The 25,135-nt window shown below is 48.7% G+C and carries 23 protein-coding genes; 8 read left to right on the top strand and 15 right to left on the bottom strand.

Annotated features, from left to right (window positions below):
• Window positions 1-17: 17 nt before the first annotated feature.
• The gene (gene pruA / locus BW944_RS09855) at window positions 18-1,565 is read right to left on the bottom strand and encodes an L-glutamate gamma-semialdehyde dehydrogenase (RefSeq protein ID WP_076559220.1); all 1,548 of its coding nucleotides are present in this window, start codon (window positions 1,563-1,565) and stop codon (window positions 18-20) included.
• 25 nt (window positions 1,566-1,590) lie between these two features.
• Complete coding sequence (locus BW944_RS09860) at window positions 1,591-2,508, bottom strand: proline dehydrogenase family protein (protein WP_076559317.1); 918 nt, start codon at window positions 2,506-2,508, stop codon at window positions 1,591-1,593.
• Between the two features lie 333 nt (window positions 2,509-2,841).
• Between BW944_RS09860 and BW944_RS09865 the strand changes: the two genes are divergently transcribed.
• Window positions 2,842-3,855, top strand: coding sequence for a P1 family peptidase (locus tag BW944_RS09865; RefSeq protein WP_076559222.1), 1,014 nt, complete (start codon window positions 2,842-2,844; stop codon window positions 3,853-3,855).
• A gap of 2 nt (window positions 3,856-3,857) precedes the next feature.
• Here BW944_RS09865 and BW944_RS09870 read toward each other — a convergent pair whose 3' ends face one another.
• The 3 genes from BW944_RS09870 to BW944_RS09880 all read right to left on the bottom strand — a co-directional run bounded on the left by BW944_RS09870 (window position 3,858) and on the right by BW944_RS09880 (window position 6,885).
• The gene (locus BW944_RS09870) at window positions 3,858-4,793 is read right to left on the bottom strand and encodes an ArsA family ATPase (RefSeq protein WP_076559223.1); all 936 of its coding nucleotides are present in this window, start codon (window positions 4,791-4,793) and stop codon (window positions 3,858-3,860) included.
• Window positions 4,794-4,806: 13 nt separating this feature from the next.
• The gene (locus tag BW944_RS09875) at window positions 4,807-5,073 is read right to left on the bottom strand and encodes a cory-CC-star protein (protein ID WP_200806512.1); all 267 of its coding nucleotides are present in this window, start codon (window positions 5,071-5,073) and stop codon (window positions 4,807-4,809) included.
• Between the two features lie 75 nt (window positions 5,074-5,148).
• Window positions 5,149-6,885, bottom strand: coding sequence for a carbon starvation CstA family protein (locus BW944_RS09880; protein WP_076559225.1), 1,737 nt, complete (start codon window positions 6,883-6,885; stop codon window positions 5,149-5,151).
• A gap of 452 nt (window positions 6,886-7,337) precedes the next feature.
• Between BW944_RS09880 and BW944_RS09885 the strand changes: the two genes are divergently transcribed.
• The 3 genes from BW944_RS09885 to BW944_RS09895 all read left to right on the top strand — a co-directional run bounded on the left by BW944_RS09885 (window position 7,338) and on the right by BW944_RS09895 (window position 10,994).
• Window positions 7,338-8,363: an MFS transporter gene (locus BW944_RS09885; protein WP_234983164.1), complete on the top strand. Its 1,026-nt coding sequence runs from the start codon at window positions 7,338-7,340 to the stop codon at window positions 8,361-8,363.
• Between the two features lie 232 nt (window positions 8,364-8,595).
• Window positions 8,596-9,783 (top strand): CynX/NimT family MFS transporter, encoded by a 1,188-nt coding sequence (locus BW944_RS09890; RefSeq protein ID WP_076559227.1) that lies wholly within the window; start codon window positions 8,596-8,598, stop codon window positions 9,781-9,783.
• Between the two features lie 17 nt (window positions 9,784-9,800).
• On the top strand, window positions 9,801-10,994 hold the full coding sequence (locus BW944_RS09895) for an MFS transporter (RefSeq protein ID WP_076559228.1): 1,194 nt from the start codon (window positions 9,801-9,803) through the stop codon (window positions 10,992-10,994).
• A 118-nt stretch (window positions 10,995-11,112) separates the two neighbouring features.
• On the opposite strand, the gene BW944_RS09900 is transcribed toward BW944_RS09895, so the two are convergent.
• The 3 genes from BW944_RS09900 to BW944_RS09910 form a co-directional block, all read right to left on the bottom strand.
• Window positions 11,113-11,316 carry a hypothetical protein gene (locus BW944_RS09900; RefSeq protein ID WP_076559230.1) on the bottom strand — a complete coding sequence of 68 codons (204 nt, stop codon included), beginning with the start codon at window positions 11,314-11,316 and terminating at the stop codon, window positions 11,113-11,115.
• A 79-nt stretch (window positions 11,317-11,395) separates the two neighbouring features.
• The gene (locus BW944_RS09905; protein ID WP_076559232.1) at window positions 11,396-11,695 is read right to left on the bottom strand and encodes a hypothetical protein; all 300 of its coding nucleotides are present in this window, start codon (window positions 11,693-11,695) and stop codon (window positions 11,396-11,398) included.
• Window positions 11,696-12,061: 366 nt separating this feature from the next.
• A complete protein-coding gene (locus BW944_RS09910) occupies window positions 12,062-13,717 on the bottom strand; it encodes an SLC13 family permease (protein WP_076559234.1) in 1,656 nt (551 codons plus the stop codon).
• A 172-nt stretch (window positions 13,718-13,889) separates the two neighbouring features.
• Here BW944_RS09910 and BW944_RS09915 point away from each other — a divergent pair, with 172 nt between their 5' ends.
• Window positions 13,890-15,062, top strand: coding sequence for a LysM peptidoglycan-binding domain-containing protein (locus BW944_RS09915; protein WP_076559236.1), 1,173 nt, complete (start codon window positions 13,890-13,892; stop codon window positions 15,060-15,062).
• Window positions 15,063-15,112: 50 nt separating this feature from the next.
• On the opposite strand, the gene BW944_RS09920 is transcribed toward BW944_RS09915, so the two are convergent.
• The gene (locus BW944_RS09920; RefSeq protein WP_076559238.1) at window positions 15,113-15,691 is read right to left on the bottom strand and encodes an NUDIX hydrolase; all 579 of its coding nucleotides are present in this window, start codon (window positions 15,689-15,691) and stop codon (window positions 15,113-15,115) included.
• Window positions 15,692-15,747: 56 nt separating this feature from the next.
• Here BW944_RS09920 and BW944_RS09925 point away from each other — a divergent pair, with 56 nt between their 5' ends.
• Entirely contained in the window at window positions 15,748-16,503 is a 756-nt protein-coding gene (locus BW944_RS09925; RefSeq protein WP_076559240.1) for a CPBP family intramembrane glutamic endopeptidase, read from the top strand.
• Window positions 16,504-16,511: 8 nt separating this feature from the next.
• Here BW944_RS09925 and BW944_RS09930 read toward each other — a convergent pair whose 3' ends face one another.
• The 6 genes from BW944_RS09930 to BW944_RS09955 all read right to left on the bottom strand — a co-directional run bounded on the left by BW944_RS09930 (window position 16,512) and on the right by BW944_RS09955 (window position 23,072).
• On the bottom strand, window positions 16,512-17,267 hold the full coding sequence (locus tag BW944_RS09930; RefSeq protein ID WP_076559242.1) for a 5-oxoprolinase subunit PxpA: 756 nt from the start codon (window positions 17,265-17,267) through the stop codon (window positions 16,512-16,514).
• The gene (locus tag BW944_RS09935; RefSeq protein WP_076559244.1) at window positions 17,254-18,279 is read right to left on the bottom strand and encodes a 5-oxoprolinase subunit C family protein; all 1,026 of its coding nucleotides are present in this window, start codon (window positions 18,277-18,279) and stop codon (window positions 17,254-17,256) included. Before BW944_RS09935 ends, BW944_RS09930 begins: the two co-directional genes overlap by 14 nt.
• Window positions 18,279-18,983, bottom strand: a complete 705-nt coding sequence (gene pxpB, locus BW944_RS09940; protein ID WP_076559246.1) for a 5-oxoprolinase subunit PxpB — start codon at window positions 18,981-18,983, stop codon at window positions 18,279-18,281. The genes BW944_RS09935 and pxpB overlap by 1 nt, the downstream gene beginning before the upstream one ends.
• A 23-nt stretch (window positions 18,984-19,006) precedes the next feature.
• Window positions 19,007-20,239: an NADH:flavin oxidoreductase/NADH oxidase family protein gene (locus BW944_RS09945; protein WP_076559248.1), complete on the bottom strand. Its 1,233-nt coding sequence runs from the start codon at window positions 20,237-20,239 to the stop codon at window positions 19,007-19,009.
• Window positions 20,240-20,247: 8 nt separating this feature from the next.
• Window positions 20,248-21,327, bottom strand: a complete 1,080-nt coding sequence (locus BW944_RS09950; protein ID WP_076559321.1) for an AI-2E family transporter — start codon at window positions 21,325-21,327, stop codon at window positions 20,248-20,250.
• 89 nt (window positions 21,328-21,416) lie between these two features.
• Window positions 21,417-23,072, bottom strand: coding sequence for a SulP family inorganic anion transporter (locus tag BW944_RS09955; protein ID WP_076559250.1), 1,656 nt, complete (start codon window positions 23,070-23,072; stop codon window positions 21,417-21,419).
• A 288-nt stretch (window positions 23,073-23,360) separates the two neighbouring features.
• On the opposite strand from BW944_RS09955, the gene BW944_RS09960 reads away from it, so the two are divergent.
• Window positions 23,361-24,161: an alpha/beta hydrolase family protein gene (locus BW944_RS09960; RefSeq protein WP_076559252.1), complete on the top strand. Its 801-nt coding sequence runs from the start codon at window positions 23,361-23,363 to the stop codon at window positions 24,159-24,161.
• Window positions 24,162-24,173: 12 nt separating this feature from the next.
• Window positions 24,174-25,100 carry an AEC family transporter gene (locus BW944_RS09965; RefSeq protein WP_076559254.1) on the top strand — a complete coding sequence of 309 codons (927 nt, stop codon included), beginning with the start codon at window positions 24,174-24,176 and terminating at the stop codon, window positions 25,098-25,100.
• The last annotated feature ends 35 nt before the right edge of the window (window positions 25,101-25,135 follow it).

Below are 25,135 nucleotides of genomic sequence, written 5' to 3' on the forward strand. Positions count from 1 at the left end.
TCTGAGCCATACTATGCTTAGAACATTTCTGAAATTGTTTTAGCTTGCATATGAAGCATGACGTAATCCGGGCCACCTGCTTTGGAGTCCGTACCGGACATCTTGAAGCCGCCAAACGGCTGATATCCGACGATGGCACCTGTGCAGTTACGGTTGAAGTAAAGGTTTCCGACATGGAAGTCGTACTTCGCTTTCTCGAGGTGAGCGCGGTTATTGGAAATGACCGCTCCTGTCAGACCGTATTCTGTATTGTTCGCTACATCGATGGCTTCATCGAAGTCACGTACTTTCGTGAAGCAGACGACTGGACCGAAGATCTCTTCCTGCTGCATACGGGAGTCAGGAGCGAGATCGGCGAAAATCGTCGGCTCGATGAAGTACCCTTTGGAGTCATCACCTTTACCACCAGTGACGAGACGACCTTCTTCCTTACCGATTTCGATATAACTCATCACTTTATCGAAGGCACCCTGGTCAACGACAGGTCCCATATAAACATTATCTTCTGTCGCATTACCGACTGTGAGTTTCTCAGTGCGCTCTTTCACCATTTCAAGGACTTCGTCATAGACGTCCTCATGAACGACAGCACGGGAACCGGAAGAACATTTCTGACCGGAGAAGCCATATGCGGAAACGACAATCGCTTCAGCAGCTGTTTCAAGGTCCGCTTCTTTATCGACGACAACTGTGTCTTTACCACCCATTTCAGCGATGACCTGTTTCAGGTGATTTTGACCTTCCTGGATTTTAGAAGCACGTTCAATGATACGTGTTCCTACTTCACGGGAACCGGTGAAGGAGATAAGACCGACTTTTGGATGATCGACGATTGTATCCCCTACTTCTCCTCCGCTACCAGGAATGAAGTTGATAACACCTTTCGGCATACCTGCTTCTTCAAGAACTTCCACGAATTTAGCAGCGATGACCGGGCTGTTCGAAGCCGGCTTCATAACTACTGTGTTACCTGCCACAATCGGAGCTACTGTCGTACCCGCCATGATAGCGAGAGCCAGGTTCCATGGTGGGATAACAGCAGTTACACCAATCGGCTGATACACATACTGGTTATGCTCACCTTCACGGCTTTCTACGTGCTTACCGTTTTTCAGCTCTACAGCCTGACGACCATAATATTCAAGGAAATCGATCGCTTCTGCTGTGTCCGCATCCGCTTCTTTCCAAGGCTTCCCTACTTCATAAGCGAGATAAGCAGAAAATTCATGCTTACGACGACGAATGATCGCAGCCGCGCGGAAAAGAATCTCAGCACGTGCTTCCGGGTCCCATGTTCTCCAGTCTTTAAAAGCTTCCGATGCGGATTCCACCGCTTTTTCAGCAAGCTCTTTATTCGCTTTGGAGATGGTTCCTACTACTTCTTTCGTGTTCGCAGGGTTTGTGGATTCGATTTTTGCATCGGTACGGATACGCTCTCCGTCGATGAGAAGATCGTGCTGTTTGCCGAGTTCGCCTTTGACATACTTCAGCGCCTCTTCAAACTCCTCTTTGTTTTCCTTGATTGAAAAATCCGTAAACGGTTCGTGCTTGTATGGTGTGACCATGATACATTCCCCTTTCAAATAAAATTTATCTTGAGAAAATTCCTTTAATCGCAAAAGCTATATTGGCAGGGCGTTCTGCAAGGCGTCTCATGTAATAGCCGTACCATTCCATTCCGTACGGCATGTAGACGCGGACAGTATACCCTTCTTTCGCTAAATCATGCTGTAATTTATTTCTCATGCCATAAAGCATTTGAAATTCAAATCGGTCTTTGGAAATACCATGCTCTTTTGCCAACTCTTTCGTAAAATCGATGATCTCATGATCGTGGCTGCCGAGAGCGGTATAGTTTCCATTAAGCATGTGTTTCTTGACCAGCTGCTTCAAATTCTTATCAACCATATCTTTATCCTGAAATGCTACGACACCGGGTTCTTTATAAGCACCCTTCACTAGTCGCAGATAGGGATTATATTTATCGAGTTCATCCAGATCCTTATCAGATCGATACAAGTAAGACTGGATAACGAGTCCGACATTCGGGTACTTCGCTTTCAGTTCCTTGAATATATCGATAGTATCCTGACAGCGACTCGAGTCCTCCATGTCCAGTTGCAGAGTGATTCCTAACTCGAGAGCTTTCTCCAGAATCCTCTCCATATTTTCAATGACTAGATCACGGTTGATATCAAGTCCGAGAGAGGTCAGTTTCACGGACATCTCACAGCGAAGGTTATGATCCGCAATGGTCTGGATCGTTTCTACTGCTTCATCCGCCCGTTCTCTGGCTTCAGATTCCGAATCGACAAACTCGCCCAAATGATCCACTGTCACTACTAACCCCTCATCATTCAGCTGTTTGATAACCGGAACCGCCTGCGAAAAGGTTTCTCCACCGACCAGCTTATCGACACCGAACCGGCTTCCGTAACGCTTTGCTAGACGGTCGAGTGTCTTATTATTTGATAAAAACAAGAAAAAATTCTTCGTGATGGCTTGCAAATTCAACACACCCTTTCTTCCCTTACCTCCCTGAACTCATGATGAGTTAGTAGCAGATCTGTTTGAACTGTTAAGAAAATTATAACTATTGTAAGCGGCTTCCTCAACGTGTGCGAAACACAAACATTCATGGGAGGTTTTATAGTTTAACCACAACAGGATATGAAAATCGAGCGATTATTTTGTAGGATAAACACCATAAGAGGAGTGTACCCGGTTCATACCACGTTCACACCTTCCGTTGAATCATGCATATACGGAACCCCGGAAAACCCCGGGGGACTTGCCCCGGGATACTACTCAGGATAAGCTGGTCAAAAGGAGGAATGAACAATGACCGAAACAAATAATCAGCAGTTCTTTTCCACCTCGATGGAAAAAGGAGCAACCAATAGTATCACGGATGTAGAAGGAGTTCTCGTAGGTCACGAAACCATAAGTCAGGGTTCGACCCAGACAGGAGTGACAGCCATCCTGCCTCATGGCGGGAATATGTTCCGACAAAAAGTGACCGCTGCTTCTCACGTCATAAACGGATTCGGCAAAACGAGCGGACTGGTGCAACTGGATGAGCTGGGTGTGTTGGAGACACCGATTCTGCTTTCCAACACCCTGGCCGTTGGCACCTGTTTCAATGCCCTTGTAGATCATGCGCTTGAACAGAACGAAGAAATCGGAAGAGACACCGGAACTGTCAACCCTGTCATCGGGGAATGCAATGACATGTTTATAAACGACATCAGGAAAAGGAGCGTCCGCACGGAACATGCACGGAGCGCCATCCTCTCAGCCGGGAAAACTTTCGAAGAAGGGTCTGTCGGGGCCGGCCGCGGGATGATGTGCTACTCTCTGAAGGGCGGCATCGGTTCCTCGTCCCGTCTCGTGAAGGTGAATGACCATACATATAGCCTCGGAGTCCTCGTCCTCACCAATTTCGGGCTTATGAAAGACCTCAGAGTCGGTGGCAACCCGATCGGTGCATACTGGAGTGAACAAATCAGGCCGGCACTCCATGAAGACAAAGGATCCGTCATGATCATTACTGCAACTGATCTCCCAGTCTCCCATCGGCAGTTACAGCGTGTTCTGAAACGGGCAGTAACAGGTCTCGCCCGCACAGGTTCAGTCATAAGTAACGGAAGTGGAGATATCGTCATCGGATTCTCAACAGCTGAGGGAGACCCCTCTCTTCAGGAATCATGTCTGGACGATGCGTTCCGCGCCATCGGAGAGGCTACGGAAGAATCAGTCATCCGCTCGCTCCAAAAAGCGACACCAGTCACCGGAAGAGAGGACTTCCGCCCTGCTACATGGACCGAGATGATGGAAGAGTTTCCTTATTTCTGATTTTACTTATTCGTCATCGAAAGACGGAGATGTTCACTGAACGTCTTTAGCTGATCCAGCGTAGCTACGTCCTCTTCAAACAGAGGAATCTCAACCAGACGTTGCTTGCGGAATGTTTCCCTGAGCTGTTTCAGATGCTCCTTCTCCACTTCCCGGCGCTTTTCAAGGAACGTTCCGTCAGCGTGCTCCGGGAGTACTTTGTTCACAAAGATGTCCCGGATATGGAAATGGTGCTGGTGCAATTGCTCAATAGCCTGTTGCGTTTCCAGGATGGAGAGTCTCTCCGGAATCATGACGAATACGAAGTTCGTCTGCTTTTCATCCAGAACGATTTCCCGGACTGCTTCGAATTTTTCTCTCCGTCTCTGGAGTACGTCATAGATCGGGTCTTCCACCGGCTCTCCATCGTTCAACAGCTGCGTATAATTTTCATTCGTCTTCCTGCGTTTTTCTAACATGCCGTCGATCCAGACGGTCATCAGCTCAGGCAACGTGAGCAGGCGAAGGGTATGACCTGTAGGAGCAGTATCAAAAATGATGTGGTCGAATTCGTCTTTCTCCTCCAGGATAATCGCCGTCAGCCGGTCGAACAGAGCCGCTTCCTCCGCCCCCGGGGACGCGCTGGCCATATCAATTTGACGGTGTACTTCTTCGACCATTTTCGATTTCACAAGCCCTTCCAGGTTCTTCTTCACCCCTTCGATGTATCGGGCCGACTCTTCACGCGAGTCGACCTCCATCCCCCAGAGATTCTCCGTGAGCTGTTTTTTTTCGTGCCCCAATTTTTTGTGGAAAATATCGCCCAGGTTATGGGCGGGATCGGTGGAGACGATCAGCGTCTTCTTGCCGGCATCCGCTCTCACCAACGCAAGAGCCGCGCTGGTGGTCGACTTTCCGACTCCCCCTTTTCCTCCGATGAACACAATTTTCTCTTCCATACATCATTCTCCTTTAACAGCAGCGTATTCCCTCAAGTGGTGATTTATCCATTCCCATGCGTAAATGCCAGTCATGGAACTTGTCGATCATGTAAGGGTAGAGTTCCAGTGTATAATAGAACGCCGGGTTCGGAATTCCGAGCATATCTGAATATAAAAGTAGCAGAAACAGATCATCCTCATCCCTAAGTTCCCGGGCTATCTCCGTACGGTGTGGCAAACTTAACACTTCTTCATAATAATCCACGAGGCGTTTGATCATCGACTTACGATCAGGCATATCATCCCTCCTCCCTTTCTAAATGAGAGAAAGTCACACGAGTGACCCGTGCGACTTTTCTCCAAGCAATATCAGTTATGCACTTTTTTCAGCATTGTCTTTATTGTCATTCATGAGTACAGACACAGCTGTAATCATAATCCAGATGGCGAAAATCATAACGATAGCCCCGAATGTGAACAGTAACCAGTCGGAACCTTCCGCCCACGGCGCCCAGTCTGTGAATACCTGAGATACCATCGCCCAAAGCGTCATGAACATCAGGAAGATCATAGGGACCATGGCCGGCCAGTAATTTCTGCCGAGCCGTTTCAGCCAAACGGAAATGAGAAGCAGACTGATACCGGCCAGAAGCTGGTTGGATGTACCGAATAGAGGCCATAGAAGGTATCCGCCGGAACCGAAGCCGTTCGGTCCTTCCGGAATTAGAGTCAGAGCGGCACTCGAAACGACCGCTACAGAAGTAGCGACATGAGTTTTCGTCAGAGAAGGAACGTTATATTCCGTCCCGAGTTCAGAGATGATGTATCTCATCAGACGAACCGATGAATCGAGTGTCGTAGCTGCGAAACTCACGACAATGACTGCCACAATCGTAGCAGCGGCCTGAGCCGGGATACCGAGTCCGGTAGCCAGTTGCGCAGCCCCTTGGACGAACACACCTAGGCCTGCCCCGCTCGCTTCGGCGAAACCGCTGTACGTGTTGGAGAACTCTCCGGCGGTCGGGAAGAAAGTCACTACGGCGATGATGGAAATGAGCGCGAGCGCACCTTCTCCGACAGCACCAAGATACCCGACGAAACGGGCGTCCGTTTCTTTATCCAACTGCTTTGAAGACGTACCTGAGGATACGAGACCGTGGAACCCTGAAATCGCTCCACAGGCAATCGTAATGAACAGAAGCGGGAACCAGGACGTATCCGTCGTACTATTACTGACAGGAGCCGTAACTTCAGGGTTGGAGAATAACAGTCCCAGGTAAAGAATTGCCAGCCCGACAATCAGCTGGTGCGAGTTGATGAAATCCCTCGGCTGAAGGAGTTTCCATACCGGCAATGTAGAAGCGATGTAGACGTAAGCCATCAGGATGATGATCCATACGAAAAACGCCATCGATGTAGCTGTCATTCCTAAAGCCGTCGTCGTGCCTTCTCCTCCGAAGTAACTGACCAGATCAATCTGCAGGACAGGGAAATAACTGGCGAGAATAGCAGTAAAGTACATCACGGCAAGCGCGGCAATAGACGGAAGAAGCATGCTTCCCTGTTTTTTATACACGTTGTAACCGATCCAGACAGCAAGAGGAATCTGAATGAACACAGACAGCACTGCCGATGGATTGGAAATGAACAGATTGGCGATGACCCATGCGAACACGGCGTTGACCATCAGCACCAGTAAAAGGATGATGAATAAAAACAATATCTTGGCGCGCTGACCGATCAACGTATTCGCTAATGTGCCCACCGATTGACCTTTATGACGCACCGACAGAACGAGCGTACCGAAGTCATGGACACCTGCGGCAAAGACTGTACCGAGAAGCACCCATAATACTGCAGGGAGCCACCCCCAATAAACCGCGATAGCAGGACCGAGGATCGGCGCTGCTCCTGCGACGGAAGTGAAATGGTGCCCCCATAGCACCCACTTGTTCGTCGGTACGAAATCGACGCCATCTTTATATTTGTGCGCCGGCGTGGAGTACTTCGGGTCCAACTTATAAATTTTTTCTGCAAGAAATTTGGAATAGTACCGGTACCCGAGAGCAAGCACGATAATACCGAAGACCGCAAGCCAAATACCACTCATTGCTCTTCCTCCTTTTATAACTCGATTTATGTATGCGTTTACAATGCAAACGTAATTATACTACTTTTCCTATACCACTTCAATCGATGTTACTGATTTTTCTAAACATTCATAATATAAGGGGACTTGCCCGATGAATCCGTCTTAGCTATAATGAAAAAAGTATTCTTCAAAAGGAGGGAAAGAAATTGTCTACGTTCGGAAACATGAGCCCGATCGCTCATTTCAACGCATTCATGACTACAGTTTTTGGCATTTTTTCTGCATTAGGGACACGTATATCTTTTTTCAGAAAAACACCTTCAGCTGTATATGAATACCGAACGTAAAAATTTCTTACCGCGTCCCATACGATCCCCGTAGGTGAGGTTTTTTACCTGCGGGGATCTTTTTGTTCAAAACACAGGGCTCGCTGCTCTGGATATGGGACTGGTCTTCAGGAGGAATACAAAGTGAAACGGAACGTAAGATTCATCTTTTTATATATCTTTCTCGCCCAACTGTTTTTCGACCGGGCGCTATGGGTCATCTATCTGAACGAACAGGGACTCAGCATGACAGAGATCGGTATCGTCGAAGCACTGATGCATCTGTCTGTCGTACTTCTGGAGGTCCCTACTGGAATCATTGCGGATCTTTACGGGAGGAAAGTGAGCCTGCTGATCGGGAATCTGATGAGTATCGGGTATGGTACGTTCATGCTTATCGGTGATTCTTTCTCTCTGTTCGGGCTGGCGCTCGTAACTCTCGGCGTCTCCGTCACATTTCAATCGGGAGCGGAAGAAGCACTTGCCTATGACACGCTCAAAGAATATGGTCAGGAAAAGAAATACACAAGCATCTTCGGGAACATGATCGCACTGGCGCTCATTTCTCTCAGCCTGGCCAAGCTCTTAGGAGGCTGGCTGGCGGAAATCGATTTTTCCTATGTCTATGCAGGTGTGATTCTTTCTCACGTGCTGGCGCTTGTTCCTATTTATTTTTTACACGAACCACCGAGAGAGAAACTTGAAAAACAATCTGTAAGAAAACAGTGGACGTCACAGATAAAGACCGGGGCACGGGTATGGAAGGAGCACCCGGGCATCCATATTCCTATCCTTTTCTTCATCAGCCTTGAATCTGTTCTCGTTATCCTTGTGTTTTACGGGCAGGAGTATTTTGTGCGTCTTGGTCTCAGCACATTTTGGATCGGAGTCATTTTCACCGGGGAAGGACTGATCGGTGCATGGATGGCGAAGATCGCTTATAAGCTGGAAGAGAAATGGTCCTTTTTCTCCGTCACGACTTACGGCTATCTGCTCTTCCTGCTATTTTTCATCCTGTTCATTTGGAGTCCTGTCTGGGGTGTTGTCCTTTCCTTCCTCATCCTTTGTCAGTTGCTCACGTTATACGAACCGATTTTTTTCGAACGCTTTGCAAAACAGATTGGAAAGTTCCGTCCGGGCTACCTTTTTCTCGATGATCAGCGTTGTTGAGAGTTTCGTGACGATGCTCGCGTTCCCTCTCTTCGGATGGGTCATCGATCTCTGGTCTTTCCACATCGGGTTTATTATCATTCTTGTTCTGCTGGCTATTCTTTATGGGTGGCATATCCCCTCCCTGAAAAAACAAAATACTGAACAATAAAACAGAGGGCTGTCCCGATAGGCAACGGGGCGGCCCTCATGCTATAGTGGTAAAAGTAAATCTATGGAAAGAAGGACAAGCATGGCAAATAGAAATCTTTATACAACATTACTTATTCTCGGAATTATACTCGTTTCATTCAATCTCAGACCGGCGATCACCTCTGTCGGTCCCGTCATCAGTCTGGTGAGAGAGGACTTGAACCTAGCCAACTGGGGTGCGGGGCTGCTGACTACACTGCCTCTTATAGCGTTCGCCTTCACTTCTCCGATTACACCTAAAATAAGTGCCCGTTTTTCCAGTGAACGCGTGCTGCTCAGTGGCACATTCCTTATTTTCATCGGGGTGGCCGTGCGACTGATACCTAATACGGGAATCCTTTTTGCAGGGACACTGCTCGCAGGTGTCGGGATAGCCGTATGTAACGTACTTCTCCCGGGCATCGTCAAAGAAAAATTCCCTCAAAAAGTGGCGTTCATGACCGGGGTTTATGTAACATCGATGGGAGTATTCGCCTCCATCGCTTCAGGAGTCAGCATCCCTATCGCGACAGGTATCGGCTGGGGGTGGACGAACGCTCTGGCCATCTGGGCCATCCCCGCCCTCCTCGCCATGGTATTGTGGGTTTATCTGATCCGAAAAGAACGCAATCCCCCCCGAAAAACGGAATATGTAGAATTTGAACAGTCCAATGTATGGACCTCTCCGCTCGCCTGGAAAATCGCCGCATTCATGGGACTCCAGTCATTTCTATTTTACGTCACCGTCGCCTGGCTCCCGGAAATGCTGAACGCAAGCGGGGTAAGTATCGCTACCGCCGGATGGATGACTTCGGCCGCTCTGTTCATCGGACTCCCGGCAAGTTTCCTCGTGCCGGTCATCGCGGAAAAGTTCAAAGACCAGCGAAAGGTTGTCCTTCTGCTTGGCTGCATCGCCCTTGTCGGATACTCGAGTCTCTGGATCGGGCAAACTTTCGCCGTATTGCTTTTCAGCATCATATGCATCGGAATTACGCTGAGCGGCAGCTTCGCTCTGGCACTGGCTTTTCTAGGTATGAGGACGAAGTCGGCGCGACAGGCCGCCGCTCTATCCGGGATGGCCCAGGCTTTCGGCTACGCCTTGGCGGCGCTCGGACCGATGCTGATCGGCCTCCTTTATGATATAAGGGGGAGCTGGAATTTCCCTATCGGCACTCTTCTGCTCGTTACCCTCGGCGTTATATTTTTCGGTATGGAAGCAGGCAGAAATCGTTATGTAGAAGAATCTTAGAAAAAGGAGGAGCAGGCATGGCTCATCATCATCCTTACACACCAAAAGATAAAAATTTTTGGCGGGTCACTCTGAGTCTGGCCTTGGCCTCTTTTTTCATATTCGCGACCATGTACGCCGTCCAGCCTCTCTTTCCAGTCTATGTCGAAGAATTCGGTATAGGGATCTCAGCCGCGAGCCTGTCTCTTTCTTTGACAATAGCTGGACTAATTGCCGGACTTGTCGTAATCGGCTTCTTCTCGGACCGTCATGGAAGAACCGTTTTCATGAAAGCGGCTGTCGCCGGGGCCACTATTCCTTTTCTCCTCATTCCGTGGACCGATTCTTTTTTCGTGCTTCTCTGCCTGCGCTTCGTCCAGGGCGTGGCTCTCTCCGGACTGCCGGCCGCAGCACTCGCTTATCTTCATGAGGAAATAGACAGCAAGAGTGTCCATGTCGCAACTGCTTTATACATATCGAGCAACGCTCTCGGAGGGATGGCCGGCCGGGTTCTCGCCGGCGCGATCACCGACTTCTTTTCCTGGCATACATATTTCTACCTGCTCGGAGGAATCGGTACGCTCATGTTCCTGCTGATGATATGGCTGCTTCCGGCTTCGCGCTTCTTTGAACCGAGCGAGCTTTCGTTCCGTCATGACCTTCAAGCTTTCTCCTATCATTTGAAGAACCCTGTGTTACTCCTCATTTTCGGGCTCGGCATCGTCTTCCAGACAAGTTTCACAGGGGTGTGGACCTACTTGCCTTTTTACCTTCAGGGAGATCCGTTCTCCCTGTCTCTCGCAAGTATCTCTCTCTTCTATTTCGCCTACGGGGTCGGAGTCATAGGGTCTCCTTTAGCCGGGTGGCTTGCGGGTCATTTTTCCTTATCAAGCGTCCGCATCTCAGGTATTTTCGTTCTGTCTGCAGGGATTTTCACGATGCTCTCACATTCTATATGGGTGCTGGCCCTGGGACTCGGACTGCTCTGCCTAGGCTTTTTCACGGCCCACTCCCTCACAGCTTCATCCATTGGAGAACTTGTTTCTCACCATAAAGGTAGTGCTTCCAGTCTTTATCTCGTTTCCTACTATATCGGTGTGGTGACCGGAAGTTCGATGCTCGGTCCTCTTTATGATGCGTGGGGATGGACGGGCCTGATCGTCGTCTTGTCTCTTTTACCTTTGGCATATATAGGACTAGTGAAACAATCGAAATCTACCCCGTCAGACTGAGGGAGAAAAGGGAACGACCTATTCAAATTTTCACTTTCTCCCTTCTCTGCTGATTAATGTTGCTAATTAGAAGTATCGTCTTAATTAAAATCGAGTATACGTTAGCATAACAATTACATTATTTCATTTTTTGTTTGAATATATGAAGGCTTCCGAAAAATATGATATTCCCTCCCATAAGAATAATAAATGGAATACCACCCCCACCATTTTCCATAAAAAGATAAATGGAATAAATCAATAAAGCAACGGAATAAAATTGAAATGCTATGACTCCAGCCTTATTAACCTGCCTTTGTTCCATTTCATCTGTCTTTCTCATTTGAGTTCCCTCCCTTACCGAAATACTCTTATGTCTGGAATAACAAGGAAAATTTTTCACTGTGAAGACCTAACAAGTTTTAATTACTGCTGATAATCTCTTCGTCTTTGATTTCTCCTTCTTCATTAGCCCACACTCTAAACAGGGTCGAACTATCTTTCTTCACTTCAAGTACATAACCTGAGTGTTGTTCGCCCCATTGTCCCAATGAATTAACTTCCTCAACAGAGTTGATTTCATGGTTTTTTTCTAAAACTTCTTGTTTCACATTATTTAATTTCACTATTGCCATTGCTTTAATAACCAAAAACATAACTACCAAAGCAATAACTACACTCAATGAAATTTTCAGTGCAAGATTAGTAACTCTTTTACTCATGGGAGACTCCTTTCAATTATCAGACACTCCTCATTTTTCCTTAAAGCACAACCTTTACAATCAATATTCTCATTTCCTCTAAAAATTTATTGTCACATTAAATTTCCAAACACCGATTCATCTTCCAACTCCATAATATAAGCTGTCTATTAAAGTCTAGTGTTGATGAGAGGGACTAAAGGGGGAGAGGGCTATTGGTAAAGCAATAGTTGAAAACACCCAGAATCGACCAAATGGAGATTCCTCAATTCCGAGCCATGGCCGTGGTAAGCTTCCACTTGGAGGGAAGTTATCTCAATAACAAAGCAGTTCAACCAAGGTAGTAAAGCTTGATTGAACTGCTGATAAACCCGATATCTTGGATGTCTACTCCGTCTGCCTGAACATTTCAGGTACTTCAGTCAAATCGATGCCCCAAGCGATCGGTAGCCAGAAATAAACCGCAAGTGTCACGATAATGATACCGACAAAGTTCAGAGCGGCCCCCGCTTTCGCCATATCCGGTATCCGTAAGTAACCGGAACCGAACACGACCGCGTTCGGAGGTGTCGCTACCGGTAGCATGAATGCTGAAGAAGAAGCCACTGCGGCTGCAATCATCACAGCATAAGGATGGACACCTAGAGCCACCGCAAGCGATGCCATAATCGGATACATCATATTAGCAGTAGCCGTATTCGAAGTGATTTCAGTAAGGAAGATCACCATAGCGGACACTGCAAGCAGTACGATGAACAGATGGACACCTTCTAAAATCGCTAGCTGGTTCCCGAGCCATTCCGACAGTCCGGACTCACTGAACCCGCCGGCGATGGCGAGTCCACCTCCGAATAGAAGCAGGATGCCCCACGGCAATTTCACAGCCGTATCCCAGTCCAGGATACGTCCCCCTTTTTCATTTTTCGCCGGAATGATGAACAGGATTACAGAAGCGGTAAGAGCGATGACCGCATCGTTGATATTTTCACTCACGTACTCCTGCAGCAGAAAAGAACGGGTCATCCAGGATAAAGCGGCAAGGGTGAACACCACCAGAATAACTTTTTCCTCGAACCCGGCGCGGCCGATGTCGTCTTTTTCCTTCTTGATGACATCACGCCCACCCGGTAATGTGTCGAGTTGAAGCGGGAACGCTATTTTGATCAGATAAAACCAGGCAAGAAACAGGAAGGACCATGCGACCGGCACGCCGAACAGCATCCAGCGCGCAAAGGATATTTCCACTCCGTACAGATCCCCCACCACAGCAGCGAATGCTGTGTTCGGAGGCGTTCCGATCAGCGTACTGATACCACCGATCGACGCGGAATAAGCGATTCCCAACATGAGAGCTTTTCCGAACCTGAAGTTTTCAGGTGAAGTATCGATCGACTCATCGTCTTTCAGCTGTTCCGATACCTGATAGATGATGGCAAGCCCGATCGGTACCATCATCATCGCGGTAGCTGTGTTCGAAATCCACATGGAAAGAAACCCTGTCGCTACCATGAAACCCAAGATAATCCGTTCAGTGTTCGTGCCAATCAAAAGAATGATGGTGAGCGCAATCCGTTTATGTAAGTTCCACTTCTCCATCGCCAGTGCGATCATGAACCCTCCCATGAAAAGGAAAATCGTATCATCTCCGTAAGAGGAAGCTGTCGCATCCATCTCCAGTCCTCCTGTCAGAGGAAAGAGAATTATCGGAAGCAAAGAGGTGAGTGGAATCGGTGCGGCTTCTGTCATCCACCAGGTTGCCACCCAAATCGTACTTGCGAGTACAGCCTGTGCTTCATCGGACATCCCCTCAGGCTGAAAAAAGAGAAGAGTAAGGATGAAGAGGATCGGTCCAAGCAGCAGACCCACCAATTGAGCCGTTTTATAACTCGGGCCCTCATTGTCATCATCCGGCTTCGGACTTCTCTCCGAATCCGTCCCCTTCCCGGTCGATGTCCCGCTGTTGTTCGGTTTCACGAAAAAGCTGAGCAGTTCTTTAGCCTGGTCATGTTTTTCCCACAACCAGTTCCATGCTTGTGTCGCCATTTTTCCCCTCCTACACTAATGAACTATATTTTTTGTAATTGTATCAGAAAACGCTTCCTATTTGTATAATCCTTGATGCTCAGTAAGTAATTACCGGTTCATAAAACAGGAATTCCGAAACGAATCGAGGTATAATGAAAGTACAAATCCATAAAGTGAGGTGATTGTGTTAATGAGCCGAAAATGGACTGCCTTCCTCGTGATGCTAGTGCTGATCTTCGGTTCCATTTCTACGGCTGCTGCTGCCAGCTCCACCTTCACGACTAAAGGAAACACATCATCCAAAGTGGTCTCCTTGACCTTTGATGATGGTTCGGACGGCACCAATATCTCCAAAATTCTGAATGTACTCGACCGTGAAAACGTCACCGCCACCTTCTTCCTGACCGGGTCAGGAGCGAATGCTCATCCGGAATCCATCCGTAATATCGTACGTGCCGGCCATGAGATTGCGAACCACTCTTATTCCCATCCTGATTTCACCACTATTTCCCCTTCTCAAATGAGAAGTGAACTATCCCGCACGGAAAGCACGATCCGGACCATTACCGGGCAATCCCTTGCACCACTGTTCCGGGCCCCGTTCGGAGCCGTGAACAGTCAGGTTCTTCAGGTAGTCGGAGATGCAGGGTATACTCACACCCTCCACTGGAACATCGACACACTGGACTGGCAAGGTCTCTCCTCTTCACAAGTCTACAACCGCATTATGTCTAATATGGTACCGGGGTCCATCGTTCTCATGCACACGGGAGTCGGAGCTTCAGGTACTACAGATGCTATTTCACGTGCCATTCCTGAATTGAAACGTCAGGGCTACAGCTTTGCGACCGTCTCTCAGATTCTCGGTAAAACACAACAGGGATCCACTCACCGCGTCCAAGCCGGAGACACCCTTTACTCCCTTGCTATCAGATACGGCACTACGGTTAACGCTCTTGTAACTGAGAATAATATTTCAAACGTAAACGCACTACAAATCGGACAAGTGCTCGTGCTTCCAGGTTCAGGTACTCCGAGCCCAACACCTTCGCCTTCCGAGGGTACCTATACTGTGAAAAGCGGAGACACGATGTACAGCATCGCACGAAGGTATAATGTAACGGTATCACTCTTAGCATCAAGTAATAATATCGCTAACCCGTCCCTCATCCGTACGGGGCAGGTACTGAAGATTCCAGGTACAGGATCACCGACGACCTCAAAATACACGGTGAAATCCGGAGATACGCTGTACCGGATCGCCGTAAATAACAAGGTGAGTGTTTCTGCATTGGCTTCAGCCAATTCCATTTCTTCTCCGTACCTCATTTTTCCGGGACAGACTTTGACTATTCCGCGTTAAAGAAAAGCATGCAGCCCTTATGAATACGGACTGCATGCTTTTTTATGTATTTATGTTCTACCTATCAGCGCCCGGTCGATCGCCTCGATAAGCTTCGGATAGTATTCATTTTCATGAGGGACGAAACTTTCACGTTGGAGTGTATGGCCTTTGGCTGAATTTATCCGCACCGCAGTACCCAACCACAACCTTTTGAAATCTTCCCAGCTCACCCGGTCGACATCCTCCACTTCTTCCTCCTGCAGCGTGAATTGTGAAAAAGAATGACGACAAACATACATATGTTCATGCGCGAACTCCCGGTCTTTTCCGATCCACGTATCAAGCAGCGCCACTTTCTCCAGCTCTTCATAGGCTACATCGATACCTATTTCTTCTTTCACTTCCCTTACACCGTCTTCGACCGATTCATCCGCCTCCAGATGACCGGCAGCCGTAATATCATAGAGCCCCGGGTAATCCTTTTTATCCGGACTTCTCAGTTGCAGGTAAACGTGCCACTCCCCCTCGTCACAGCTAAGACACCAGCAATGAAAGACTTCGTGCCATTCTCCTCTTGTATGAGCTTCTTCCCTCTCCATCACACCTATATATTCATACGTTTCCGTAAAAATGTTCACAAATTCCATCACATTCCGCCCCCTTGATTAATGATATAATTTTATCAAAGAAAGGAAGCGGTTGCATGCCAAGAACAGATTTGAAAATTTCTTTGATATTAGCCGTACTCAGCTTTATCGCAGGATTCGTGATTGTTCCCTATCAATTACAGACCATGCCTGAAATCAGAGAGTCCCTCCCTGTCTCCGTCCCTGTACTTTCTCTCGTATCTTCCGGACAATTATTCGTCATGGTTTTCCTGCTATCTTTCGCCGGCTGCAAGTTCGCCAGACGCACAGATCTTTCCCTGCCATTTTTCCGATCTCTCGTAAGTGAAGAATCCTTCCACCCGAACAGGAGAGGAGCACTCAGAAGTGTTGTTATAGGGATGTTCGTCGCTTTTCTGATCGTAGCCTCCGATCGCTTTTATTTCCAGAATCATATCCCTTACTTGCAGGATCATCCCCCTGAGTTCTCTATTCTTGCTTTAACGGCGGGCGTCCTTTACGGAGGTATTGTAGAAGAAGCGCTTCTCCGTCTCTTTTTCATGTCAGCCCTTGTGTTTGCAGGTTCTTTTCTGTTCAAAAAGAAACCTCGCGGCCTATACTGGAGTGCGATTCTCATTGCGGCACTTCTGTTCGCCGCAGGTCATCTACCGGCCACCGCCACGTTATTTGATGGCCTTACCACCATGTCTATCGTGCGCAGTTTTCTCTTGAATGGGACAGGCGGGGTGTTTTTCGGGTATTTATTTTGGAGGTATGGCCTCATTTACGCCATAGTCGCTCATATGCTCACGCATGTGTTTATGCAACTTCTATTCATTCCTCTGTTTTACTGAGCTTTCACTCAGGGAGATTTCAACGCGATATTCTCCCGCATCAGAAATTCCCTGATCGAACGGGCGAAATGCACGGCTTCCTCGTTATCTCCGTGGACACATATGGAATCCGCTTCGATATCGATGTAAGTTCCAGCTATCGTTTTCACTTTTTTATGAAGGACCATATCACGCACCTGCTCCATGGCCTGAGCCCTGTCTGTAATTACAGCTCCGTGTTCCTGTCGTGACTTCAGGGTTCCATCTGCCTGATACACTCTGTCGGCGAACACTTCGCTTACAACATTCAGACCGACTTTCTCGCCCGCTTTTATCAACTCACTCCCGGCGAGTCCATATAAGAGCATATCACCTTTCACATCCCACACAGCTTCCGCTATCGCCCGGGCCAGTTCCGGGTCCTTAGCGGCCATCGTGTACAGAGCCCCATGCGGTTTGACGTGACGGATCCGGGTGCCTGCCGCTTCGGCGAACGCCTGTAAAGCCCCGGTCTGATAGATGGTCAGGGCATAGGCTCTCTCCGGGGTGATGTGCATTTCCCGTCTTCCGAATCCTTCGAAATCCGGCAATCCCGGATGAGCCCCGATGGCAACATTTCTTTCCTTGGCCAAACGTACCGTCGTCTGCATCGTACCCGCATCCCCCGCATGAAAACCACAGGCGATATTGGCTGATGTGACGTACTGAAGCACGTCTTCGTCTCTCTTTTTTTCATGTGCTTCAAAGCCTTCTCCCAGGTCACAGTTCAAATCAATATTTCCCATCTTTCATCTCCTCCCTCACTTTTCTTCTCACCGCCAGAGCACACTGCTGGATTCGATCTTCGAAACATAGAAACAGCTGTTCAGCTTCCCGATGGGTGATCATGCGGAACTTCGTTTCCTCTCCCGGGCGTAGTTGGGCGACCTTTGAAAAATCCACGCTAGCCACTTGTGCAAGTTTCGGATACCCTCCCGTCGTCTGCCGATCGGCAAGCAACAGAATCGGCTGACCATTCGCCGGAACCTGGATCGTTCCGAACGTGACAGGTTCCGAAATGATTTCTTCCTGATTACGGAGGGTAAGCTTTTCTCCATCGAAACGTATTCCCATCCGGTCTGATTTACTTCCTGTCTGATAGGCACCCCGTTCGAATGCCTGTCTGCTTTCTGCATCGAATAGCTGATAGTGAGGACCGGGGAATACACGGATCTCCGGAACGATCTCTTCCTGAAAAAAAGAAGGGTCAGGTAGTCGCCAGGGGGTGTAAGCAAACCCCTGGTCATTCGTTTGATGTTTCAGCCGGTCACTTATTTCCTCGTTCAGCGAATAGCGACCGTTCTTCTGCAGCATATCGCCTTCTTTCAAAGCTCTGCCGCTGTACCCGCCAGCTTCCATACTCAAGTAGGTGGACGTACTGCCGAGGAATAGATCTCCCTGTATGCCGCCCTCTATCGCCACGTACGTACGAAGCCCCTGCCCCGCGTTACGAAAAAGCAACTTCTTCCCTTTTTCCACATACACAGGTCGCCACATCGGAAGCGGTTTTCCATCTATTTCCGGGTTCATATCGGCACCTGTGATAGAGATGAGTGCCGCTTCCTGAAGAGAAAGTTCATCTCCTTGAAGCGTCATTTCAAGCGTAGCGGCATCCGCTACGTTTCCGATAGCGATGTTCGCCAGGCGATGTGCAAGCATATCCGCAGCTCCCCCGGGACTTACGCCATATTTCTGATAGCCCCGACGTCCGAGATCCTGAATTGTCGTCAACAGCCCCGGTTTAGTCACTTCTATCATCATTCTTCCTCCAGCCGTTTGTATTCTTCGAAAGACACGGGATAAAATTTGACTCTGTCCCCGGGTTGAAGATAAGCAGGCGGGTCCTCCTCAGGTCTGAACAGAGATAGAGGCGTCCTCCCGATCAACATCCAGCCTCCAGGTGTCTCGACCGGATAAACGCCGGTCTGCGATCCGGCAATCCCGACGGACCCTTCCGGAACACTTAACCGCGGAGATGCTTTCCTCGGGGTTGCGATCGTTTCATCCATTCCTCCAAGAAAAGGGAAGCCCGGCGCAAATCCGAGCATATATACAAGGTACTCCCGAGAGGAATGTATTTCCATGACTTCTTTTTCTTTCAGCCCATTCTTCTTCGCGACCCCGGAAAGGTCCGGTCCAAAATCTCCACCATAACAGACCGGGATTTCCACGACTTTCTCTTTCTCCTTCACTTCCCTGCCCATCCCTGAGACGAATTCAGAGAACAGGGCTGCGGCGGTTTCATAAGGGGAAGCGGAAGAAAACTCGGCGTGAAGGGCGCGGGCGTCATAATAAACGGCCACACCTGTATAAGAAGGAACCACTTCCTCTATCCAGTGGAGGTCTTTCCTTTTGAGATGTTCCGTAAGCGTACGGACCAAATGATGCGTCTCCGGGCTGATTTCCTCCCCTAAAGTTACGAAAAAGGACCGATCTCCAAGCGGCGCAATCGTATGTTCCATTACAACCACTCCTCCTCTTTCAATTATACTCTACGTTTTTGAAAAACACCCATGCCCTGCTTCCACAGACTGAGAAGGAGAGACAATTTCGGAGAAAAGCGAGGTTTTGTCTGCTTCCCTCTCCCCAGCCTGTCCAACTGCTGGCTGTACCACATAATTTCCATCATTCCGCCCTTGTCGACAGCCGGAATCCCTGTTCTGACGGAACGGGTGGTGATATCCTTCAACTCTCCCTCCAGGAGTTTGTGAGGAATATAAGGATCGACGGCGAGGGGCCTGGCCAGACCGATCATATCGGTCGCTCCTGAAGCCAATGCTTCCCTCATACCTTCGCTGGTGCGAAAGCCTCCGGTGACGGCAATAGGGATAGTCGTACGTTTTTTCAGCCCTTCGGCATATTCGAGAAAATACGCTTCCCGCTCCGAGGCGGGTCCTTTCTTGCCGGTCATCACCGCTTTTTCATACGTACCTCCGGATATTTCAACGTGATCGACTCCAAGTTCTTCCAAAGATTTGATGACATACTTCGATTCTTCTTCCGTGAAGCCGGCCTTCATGAAGTCAGCACTATTGATTTTCACCCCGATCGGGAAACTTTCTCCGACTTCCGCACGAACGGCCCGGCATATCTCTTTCAAGAAACGGGAGCGATTTTCGATCGATCCTCCCCACTCGTCCGTCCTCCGGTTATGACGCGGAGAAAGGAACTGACTGATAAGATAGCCATGAGCCGCATGAAGCTGGACTCCCGTAAACCCTGCCTCTTTCGCAAGGGAAGCGGTCATTTTGAAACGATGGATGAGATCATGGATCCCGGCTGTTGTAAGAGCACGGGAAGGGGCGAAGAATCTCTGGAATTTGGGAGGAAAAGGAATCGCGGACGGTGCATGACCTTCTTTGACCAGCCCCCGCACGACCTGTTTCCCGGGGTGATTGATCTGCATCCAGAACTCGTTCCCGCACCTTTTACCAGCACTAGCCCAGCGCCGGAATTGATCGAGATGCCTGGCGTCTTCTAATACAACATTCCCGGGCTCCCCGAGGGCGTCTTTTGTAACCATGACATTTCCCGTCACGATAAGTCCCGCCCCTCCCTCTGACCAACGTTCGTAAAGACGGATGAGTTCGTCGGTCGGCGCATGATCCCGGGAAGCCATACCTTCACTCATCGCCGATTTCATGATCCGGTTGCTGATAGTGACTCCTCTTTTTTCAAGTAACAGCGGTTCTTTCAAATAATGCGTCACGTTTCCCATCTCCTTCGTCAGGTTGAGCTCTGTTTCGATTCTCTATACATCTGAAAGTATCTGTAAAAGTTATAAAGCAGGACTTTGATGATGGAATAAAGTGGTATAGCGATCACCATGGCGATAAAGCCTCCGAGCGGCGCTGCGACAACGAGCAATAGAATAATCGTCAGCGGGTGGATATGCAACCTTTGTCCAAGTACGACGGGAGCTACGATATTCCCCTCTAACTGCTGGACGATGATGAGAATAGCAATCACGTAAATCGCCATCACCGGATCCTGCATCAGTGCTACGACCACCGCAGGTACGACACCGATAAGCGGCCCGAAAAATGGAATGATTGCCGTCACAGCCACGAACAGTCCGAGAATCAAAGCGAAATCAAGACCGATGATCAGATAACCGATATACATAAGAATTCCGTCTACGAGAGCTACCGTCATTTGTCCAATGATATAAGCGGACAAGGTCTCATCGAGTTTCCGGAACAACGCCGTCGCTTCTTCCCTTTTTGTTCCGGAGAACGGACTGGTCAGGAAAGGGACGAGCTTCCTCCCATCCTTCAAAAAGAAGAAAAGCAGGAAAGGTACGATGAAAATCACTGTGGCGGCCCCGGCTACAGTCGTAAATGTCTGAGCGAAGTGATTCCCGATATCCTGCCCCAGGTTACTCGCATATTGAGTGACCTGCTGTTTCAGGGAGTTCGTCGAAAGCATCCCCATGTCTTTCCCTTCAAGACCCTGTCTCGCTTCTTCCGCCATCTCCCCGAGTTTACTCGGGAGGTGTGAAATATCTTCCACCTGCTGTTGGATCGTCGAAGCGAGAACCCTTCCGGCAGTCGCCAATACTCCTCCGACAAAAGCGAAAAGGATAATGATAGATCCGATGATGGGGATGGAGAACTTCCGGGAAAGCCATTCCACAATCGGCCTCGTCAGATAAAAAAGAAACCCGGCGATCAGTATCGGATAAAACAGGGTCTGGAACGCGGTCAGAAACGGACCGAATATATTCAGTAATTGCATAAAGAAAATAGTAATCAACAGCAAAATAAAAGCCGTTATGTATTTAAAGTAAGGGTGTCTCCACCACATATTCATCACTCCTTCTCCATAATTTTTCACCTAATTAACTTTCCTTAAACCAAAAAGCCCTACCTTTTCATAAAAGGCGGGCTTTTCGGTCAATAACTGGCAGCTTCCTGGACGTGTAGATGTTTGATTCGTGTCCCGTACTTCTCTTCCCACCCTGCATTTTTCAGCAGATCTCGGACAGGTCCCTTCACTTGTGCCAGATGAATGTATACCCCGGCTTCATCATATTCGTCGATCAGCTTCTCCAGTTCATCCACGGCGACACCGTCCATGCGGTTCACCCCGGAGAAATCGAGCACGACTTTCCCCACTTCGGGACGCTCAGCCAGAATATTTCTGATCTTCTCTTCCAAGAAAGCGAAGTTGGCAAAGTAGAGCGACGCATCCATCCGGAAAATAAGCGTATCCGTATGCTCAAGCGCATCAGGGTACCGCTCGATGTTCCGGTATACCCCCTCTTCCTGCAAGTAGCCGAGCACCGCTGTATGAGGGTAGGCACTGTTCCAAATGAATAATAGAAGTGCCGCTCCCGCACCGATAAGAATCCCTGATTCAATGCCTGTGACAAGCGTTGCTGCAAAGGTGAGCACGAGGATCCATCCATCCGCTTTTTTGATGCGGAACAGGTGCTTCGCTTCCTTCACATCAATAAGCCCGAAGACCGCTACCATGATAATCGCTGCAAGCACAGCATTCGGTAAGTAGTAGAACCAGTCTGTGAAAAATAGAAGAGTAATCATGATGAGCAAAGCCGTGATTATAGACGCAAGTCCGGACTTCGCCCCTGCCTGATAGTTCACAGCTGTACGCGAGAATCCTCCGGTCACCGGCGAAGCGGAAAAGAATGAACCGACGATATTAGCCGCCCCGAGTCCGGTAAGTTCCCTGTTCGACTCCACTTTGTATTTTTCTTTCGAAGCGATCGCTTTTGCGACTGCGATGGATTCCATAAAACCTACAAATGAGATAGTCAGAGCGATAGGCAACAGAGCCATAAAAGAATCCACATTGAACGCAGGGATGCTCAGGGCCGGCAAACCGTCCGGTACTTCCTTTATAATGCTTACTCCCCGCTCCTCCAGATTGAAGAAATAGACGAGAAGCGTACTGGCAACCACGACGACAAGTGGAGCCGGAAAACGGGGAGCTTTCCTTTTGAAAAAGACGAGCAGCAGAATACTGCCTATCCCTATCAGAAAAGTTGTCCAGTTGATCTCTGATATTCTCGTAACGGCATCCGTAATGATGATGAATATGTTCTTTTGACCGGCGAGGTCGACGCCGATAAGATTCTTCAGCTGACTCAAGCCGATAATCAGAGCGGCCGCCGACGTGAAACCGCTGATGACCGCATGGGAAAGAAAGTTCACGACGAACCCTAATCGGAGAAGTCCCATCGAGAGCTGGATCACACCCACCATCAGCGAAAGCAACAGGACGAGAGAAACGTATTCCCCGGATCCCGGCTCCGCAAGTGTGGATACCCCGGATAGTACAAGAAGGGACACCATAGCTACAGGCCCTACAGCCAACTGTCTGGAAGAACCGAGCAATGCGTAAACGATGAGGGGAAGCGTGGAAGCATAGAGACCGATGACAGGAGGCAGGCCGGCGAGCATCGAATAAGCCATACCCTGCGGGATAAGCATGATCGCTACAATGAGTCCCGCTGAAAAATCGTTCTTTAAATCTCCTTTCTGATAATTCATAAGCCAATGATTTTGGAACATGTTTTTGTTGAACATTATCTTCACCTTCCTCTGTGCTTAGTTAAGAATGCCAGTGATTCCTACGCCAGTAATACTATTGCTTTTCTAAATCTTTCTCCCTTGAATAAAGTTGCCGCTTTCTCCTTTCGTCTCCCGGTAAAAACGTGAACAAAATACCCTCATGGGTATATTATAAACGGTAGTATCCAAAAGTCAATTGTATGCATCTGCCGGCACACCCTTGATATGAAAAATTGAATCCGTGAAAAAGTATGGTTTGCTAATCGCCTAAAAAGGTATAAGATTTCAGAAGAGGTGAAAAACATGCAAAGAATCTATTACGGAAAAAACGAAAATCAATTCGGCGAACTGTTACTACCTGAAACGAAAGGTCCTCACCCGGTCGCTGTCGTTATTCATGGCGGCTTCTGGAAATCTGAGTTCGATCTCGACCTTACCAGAGAAATAGCTATGGATCTGACCGCCGACGGATGGGCTACGTGGAACATCGAGTACAGACGCCTCGGCGAGGACAACGGGGGCTGGTCAGGTACATTTTACGACGCAGCTGCTGCCATGGACCACCTGTTAAAGATAGAAGAAGAATTCGACCTGGATATCGCCCGCGTCGTTCCCATCGGGCATTCAGCAGGAGGCCATTTCGCTTTATGGCTGGCAGGAAGGAAAAACCTCCCTTCGACGAGCGAGCTCTATAAAAAGAACCCCCTTCTACCCGCAGCAGTAGTGAGTCTTGCAGGCATCAGCGATCTTGCCACGATGCATGACATCCATGCCTTCAGAGATCAGGAACTGGCTAAACCGGCGGACAACCCGACCGCTGAACTGATGGGAGGGTCACCGATCGAGAAGCCGCAACGCTACCGTGAAGGATCTCCGAAAGAAATGCTCCCTCTCTCCACTTCCCAGGTCCTATTCCACGGTTCTCTTGATGTGAACGTTCCTGTAGGAATGAGCGACGACTATCATGATTGGGCAGAAAACATGGGGGACCCTGTGAAGTATGTGAGACTTACGGATGTGGAGCATTTCATGTTCACGGACCCGTCGACAAGAGCCTGGTCCAAAGTGAAAGAAGAAATGGAGCTTCTGCGGAAGTATTTGTGAGGAGGATAGCTTATGGCCGAACTGTTAACGATACTCATAGATATTCTAGTCCCTGTCTTCATTATCCTCGGTATCGGGTTTACACTAGAGAAGAAATTCGAGCTCGACCTGAATACTTTGGCCAAGCTGAACATCTACTTCCTGGTGCCGGGTTTCATATTCGTGAAACTGTACGAAACGGAGTTTTCCCCAGGGAAGTTTCTTACAGTCATCGGATTCATAGGCCTTTACGTCCTCGTACTGTTCACGATAACGAAAGTATTCACCAGCCTGCAGGGAATGGACGGGGCCAAAGGGACGACCGTGTCCAACAGTGTCATCTTCTTCAACTCCGGAAATTATGGTGTCCCGGTGAATGACCTTGTTTTCAAAGGGGACCCTTTTGCCATGTCGATTCAGGTGGTCGTTCTGACGATGCAGAACATCCTGACTTTTTCCTACGGCATCTTCGCTCTGCAGTCGATACATATAGGAAAATGGCGAGCGATGGCCGGCTATTTTAAAATGCCTGTCCTCTACGCTCTTCTTACAGGCATACTGTTGAACATAGGTAATATATCGGTCCCGACCTTTCTTTGGGTCCCCTCCACTTACATAGCTGATGCAATGATTGCAATCGCCTTAGTCATGCTCGGGGCTCAGGTCGCGAAAATTAAATGGTCCGTCAATTTCTCCTCTGTCTACATAAGTTTGTTCCTTCGCCTGATCCTCGGTCCGGCCATCGCCCTTGGAATGATCTTCCTTTTCGGACTCGAAGGAGTGATAGCCCAGGCCCTATTCATCGCATCTGCCATGCCGACAGCTGTAAATAGTGCGGTGATTGCTCAGGAATACGACAATTATCCTGAGTTCGCGGCTCAGATCGTACTTTTATCCACTATATTTTCAGCGGTCACGGTCACACTCGTCATCTACCTGTCACGGATGATCTGGGGATGAAATTACAAAAAGAAACCCGGCCATGTCACTCACAT

This window comes from Salimicrobium flavidum (genome assembly GCF_900156645.1).
GTDB classification, from domain to species: domain Bacteria; phylum Bacillota; class Bacilli; order Bacillales; family Halobacillaceae; genus Salimicrobium; species Salimicrobium flavidum.